Annotated in this window: 4 protein-coding genes; 1 reads left to right on the top strand and 3 read right to left on the bottom strand. The window is 72.5% G+C overall.

The window, feature by feature from the left end:
• Window positions 1-69: 69 nt before the first annotated feature.
• The 3 genes from ACFU7Z_RS36690 to ACFU7Z_RS36680 all read right to left on the bottom strand — a co-directional run bounded on the left by ACFU7Z_RS36690 (window position 70) and on the right by ACFU7Z_RS36680 (window position 3,164).
• Window positions 70-1,437 carry a pyridoxal-dependent decarboxylase gene (locus ACFU7Z_RS36690; RefSeq protein WP_117487462.1) on the bottom strand — a complete coding sequence of 456 codons (1,368 nt, stop codon included), beginning with the start codon at window positions 1,435-1,437 and terminating at the stop codon, window positions 70-72.
• A gap of 199 nt (window positions 1,438-1,636) precedes the next feature.
• Window positions 1,637-2,101, bottom strand: coding sequence for an Lrp/AsnC family transcriptional regulator (locus tag ACFU7Z_RS36685; protein WP_049651848.1), 465 nt, complete (start codon window positions 2,099-2,101; stop codon window positions 1,637-1,639).
• A gap of 139 nt (window positions 2,102-2,240) precedes the next feature.
• Window positions 2,241-3,164, bottom strand: coding sequence for an NADP-dependent oxidoreductase (locus ACFU7Z_RS36680; RefSeq protein ID WP_380782395.1), 924 nt, complete (start codon window positions 3,162-3,164; stop codon window positions 2,241-2,243).
• A 191-nt stretch (window positions 3,165-3,355) separates the two neighbouring features.
• On the opposite strand from ACFU7Z_RS36680, the gene nadA reads away from it, so the two are divergent.
• Window positions 3,356-4,540, top strand: coding sequence for a quinolinate synthase NadA (gene nadA, locus ACFU7Z_RS36675; protein ID WP_234348387.1), 1,185 nt, complete (start codon window positions 3,356-3,358; stop codon window positions 4,538-4,540).
• Window positions 4,541-4,586: the final 46 nt, after the last annotated feature.

Genomic DNA, 4,586 nt, shown 5'->3' with positions numbered 1-4,586 from the left:
CCTGTAGGCGGGCACGCGTACGGCCCCCTCCGGAGCGCTCCGGAGGGGGCCGTACGGACGTCAGGGTGCTCAGACCATGGTGTCCAGGATCTCCTTGACCATCTCCATGGTGGTGCCCGGGTGCAGGAAGGCGAAGCGGGCGACCGTCTCGCCGTCCCAGCCGGTGGGGGTGACGAAGCCGATCTGGTCCGCGAGCAGCTGCTGCGACCAGCGGTAGTAGTCGTCGTTGGTCCAGCCCCTGCGCTTGAAGCAGACCGCCGAGAGCTGCGGGTCGAACAGCAGCTCCAGGTGCTCGCTCTCGCGGATCAGCTGGGCCGTCTCCCGGGCCAGGGTGAGGCCGGCCTCGATGGCGTCGGTGTAGGCCTGGACGCCGTGGACGGCCAGCGAGAACCAGAGCGGCAGGCCGCGGGCGCGCCGGGTCAGGTGGTAGGCGTAGTCGGTGGGGTTCCACTCGTCGCCCTCGGTGTGCAGGACGTCCAGGTAGGAGGCGTCCTGGGTGTGCACGGCGCGGGCGAGCTGCGGGTTGCGGTAGATCAGCGCGGCGCAGTCGAAGGGGGCGAACAGCCACTTGTGCGGGTCGACCACGAAGGAGTCGGCGTGCTCGATGCCGTTGTAGCGCTCGCGCACCGAGGGGGCGAACAGGCCGGCGCCGCCGTAGGCGCCGTCCACGTGGAACCAGAGGTCGCGCTCGCGGGCGACCTCGGCCAGGCCGGCCAGGTCGTCGACGATGCCCTCGTTGGTGGTGCCGGCGGTGCCGACGACGGCGATCACCGTCTCCGGGTTCGGGTCGGCGGCCAGGGCGGCGCGCAGCGCCTCGCCGGTGAAGCGCCGGTTGACGGTCGGGACCTTGAAGGCCTCGACGCCGATGATGTTGAAGGTGTTCTTGACCGAGGAGTGCACCTGGTCGGCGACGGCTATCCGCAGCCGGGCCTCCGGGCCGACACCCAGCTTGCGGCGGGCGGTGTCGCGGGCGACCACCAGGGCGGACAGGTTGCCCGCCGAGCCGCCGGACACGAAGCAGCCGCCGGCCGACTGGGGCAGGCCCGCGCGGTCGGCGATCAGGCGCAGCACCTGGTTCTCGGCGGCGATCGCGCCGGCCGCCTCCAGCCAGGAGATGCCCTGGAGGGAGGCGCAGGAGACGACCATGTCGAACAGCAGCGCGGCCTTGGTCGGGGCACACGGGATGAAGGACAGGTAGCGGGGGCTGTCGGCGGAGATGACCGCCCGGGACAGCTCGTGGTCGTAGAGCTTGAGCACGTCGACCGGGTTGTTGCCGTCCTGGTTCAGCAGGCCGGCCAGCTGGGTGCGCAGGTGCTCGCCGTCACCGGGGTGGTCGAGCGGGACGGGGTCGTACTGCAGCCGCTCCCGCATGTAGTCGAAAACCAGGTCGACCAGCTCGTTGTCGGGCCGGTGCATGCGGTCGGGTGCTGCGGACACGGCGGTCCCTCTCGGCGTGGGGGTGTCGGGGGGCGTCCGGTCGGCGGGACGCTTCACCGCGACGACCGGACGTGATCAGCGTAGGCAGCACCGGGCCCTCCCCGCGCGTCGGAACGCGGCTGGTCAGGCAGGTTTCGGGCGTCTTCGGGCGGGTCCGCGCAGGATTCCTGCGTACGGTCCGGGGGCGGCCGGCGGGCGGTCAGCCGATGAGCTGGGAGAGGACCACCGAGGAGCGGCTGCGCTGCACCCCGGGCTCGCGCCGGATGCGCTCGATGACGGCCTCCAGGTGGCGCATGTCGGCGGCCCGCAGGTGCACCAGGGCGTCCGGGTCGCCGGTGACCGTCCAGGCGGCGACCACCTCGGGGAACTGCCGCAGGCTGGCGAGGATCTCCTCGGGGGCGGTGCGCTCGCGGCAGTAGACCTCGACGAAGGCCTCGGTCTGCCAGCCCAGCACGGACGGGTCGAGCACCACGGTGAAGCCCCGCACCACGCCGCGCGCCCGCAGCCGGTCGATCCGCCGGCGCACGGCGGTGGCGGAGAGGTTCACCTGCAGCCCGATCTCGGCGTACGAGGCGCGGCCGTCGCTGCCGAGCCGGGCGAGCAGGAGCCGGTCGGTCTCGTCCAGGTCGGCCCCGACCACCTCGTGCGCTCGGCTGCTGGTCATGGGTGAGGGGCTCCACGGGTCGTACGGGGGGTTCGGCGGGGCGCTCCGGCGGCGGGCTGCCACTGCCGAAACGGTTCGCCACCATTCTGGCGGATGACCTGGACGAGTTCACCGCCGTCGGATGACGGGCGGGCGGCCGTCACGGGACGAGCAGCACGATCTTCCCCCGGGTGCGGCCCTCGGCGCTGAGCGCCTGGGCGGAGGCGGCCTGGGCCAACGGGAAGGTGGAGGCGACGGTGACGGTCAGCCGGCCGTCGTCGGCGAGCGCGGCCAGCTCGGCGAGGTCGTCGGCGTCCGGGCGGACCCAGACGTACCGGCCGCCGAGCGCCTTGACCCCGTAGTCGGTGATCGAGGCGATCCGGCCCGGGTCCGCCACCAGGCCGGCCGAGAGCTGGACGGCGCCGTGGCCGACCAGGTCGAGGGCGGCGTCCACCCCGTCGGGGGCGAGCGCGCGGACCCGGTCGGCCAGGCCCTCGCCGTACACCACCGGCTCGGCGCCGAGGCCGCGCAGGAAGTCGTGGTTGCGCTCGGCCGCGGTGCCGATCACCCGGGCGCCGCGGGCCCGGGCCACCTGCACCGCCAGGTGGCCGACCCCGCCCGCGGCGGCGTGCACCAGGACGGTCTCCCCCTCGGCGAGGCGCAGCGCCCGCAGGCCCTGCAGCGCGGTGAGCCCGGCCAGCGGCAGGCCGCCGGCCTGCGCCCAGTCCAGCGCGGCCGGCTTGCGGGCCAGGGTGCGGACCGGGGCGGAGACCAGTTCGGCGTAGGTGCCGTGCTCGACGGCGTCCTTGCGGACGTAGCCGTACACCTCGTCGCCCGGGGCGAACTCGGTGATCCCGCCGCCGACCGCGCGGACCACGCCGGCCACGTCCCAGCCCATGACCAGCGGGAAGTGCGCGTCGAGGATGCCGTCCAGGGCGCCGTCCCGGACCTTCCAGTCCACCGGGTTCACCCCGGCCGCCCGGACCTCGACCAGGACGGAGTCGGGCCCGACCTTGGGGTCGGGCAGGTCGGTGTACTCGACCGCCTCGGGGCCGCCGTAGCGGTTGATCGCGATTGCTTTCATGGGCTCAGCCATACCCGTCGGCTTCGAAGTATCGATTCGGCCACGCCCGGAAGCATCCGATTCGACGAGCGGTTCTCGTCACATCGACAGGATGGCCATCGTCACTCTGACGCTAAGCGGTTAGAATAGATAGCGTCAGTTAGACGAAAAGGCCCCACCGCTAGCTCGGCCGCACAGAAGGGCACCCGCCCGTGACCACCACCATCACCGAGACCCACGGCGTCGACCCCACTCCGACGCCGCTCGCTCTGCTGCTGCTCGGCCGCGAGGCCGACCCGAACAGCGAGCGCGGCGTCGAATGCCCCGGTGACCTCCCCCCGGCCTCCGACCCCCACCTCGTCGAGCGCGCCCGCGCGGCCAAGGCCGCGCTCGGCGACCGCGTCTTCATCCTCGGCCACCACTACCAGCGCGACGAGGTGATCGAGTTCGCCGACGTCACCGGCGACTCCTTCAAGCTCGCCCGCGACGCGGCCGCCCGCCCCGAGGCCGAGTACATCGTCTTCTGCGGCGTGCACTTCATGGCCGAGTCCGCGGACATCCTCACCAGCGACCGCCAGCAGGTCGTCCTGCCGGACCTCGCGGCCGGCTGCTCGATGGCCGACATGGCCACCGCCGAGCAGGTCGCCGAGTGCTGGGACGTGCTGACCGACGCCGGCATAGCCGACGTCACCGTCCCGGTCTCGTACATGAACTCCTCCGCCGACATCAAGGCCTTCACCGGCCGGCACGGCGGCCTCATCTGCACCTCCTCCAACGCCAAGCGCGCCCTGGAGTGGGCCTTCGAGCAGGGGCAGAAGGTGCTCTTCCTGCCCGACCAGCACCTCGGCCGCAACACCGCCGTACGGGACATGGGCTTCTCGCTGGACGACTGCGTCGTCTACAACCCGCACCGGCCGAACGGCGGCCTGACCGCCGAGCAGCTGCGGGACGCCAAGATGATCCTCTGGCGCGGCCACTGCTCGGTGCACGGCCGGTTCAGCCTGGACTCGGTGAACGACGTCCGCGAGCGGATCCCCGGCGTGAACGTCCTGGTGCACCCCGAGTGCAAGCACGAGGTCGTCGCGGCCGCCGACATGGTGGGCTCGACCGAGTACATCATCAAGGCGCTGGACGCCGCCGAGCCCGGCTCCAAGTGGGCCATCGGCACCGAGCTGAACCTGGTCCGCCGCCTGGCCAAGGCGCACCCGGACAAGGAGATCGTCTTCCTGGACCGGGCGGTCTGCTTCTGCTCGACCATGAACCGGATCGACCTGCCGCACCTGGTCTGGGCGCTGGAGTCGCTGGTCGAGGGCCGGGTGCCGAACGTGATCACCGTCGACCCGGAGACCGAGACGTACGCCAAGGCGGCGCTGGACCGGATGCTGGCCCTGCCGTAGCCGTCCGCGGACAACAGCCGAAGGGCGGGCCCCCTCCGTGGTGGAG

It is taken from the genome of Kitasatospora sp. NPDC057518 (assembly GCF_042802075.1).
GTDB lineage: Bacteria > Actinomycetota > Actinomycetes > Streptomycetales > Streptomycetaceae > Kitasatospora.
Note: the sequence above shows the minus strand (reverse complement) of the source record. Positions and strands in the feature narration are given on the sequence as shown.

Bases quoted from the DNA above. Each gene is read 5' to 3' on its own strand.
- ACFU7Z_RS36685 (WP_049651848.1), bottom strand. From the start codon at position 2,101: ATGACCAGCAGCCGAGCGCACGAGGTGGTCGGGGCCGACCTGGACGAG.
- ACFU7Z_RS36680 (WP_380782395.1), bottom strand. From the start codon at position 3,164: ATGAAAGCAATCGCGATCAACCGCTACGGCGGCCCCGAGGCGGTCGAG.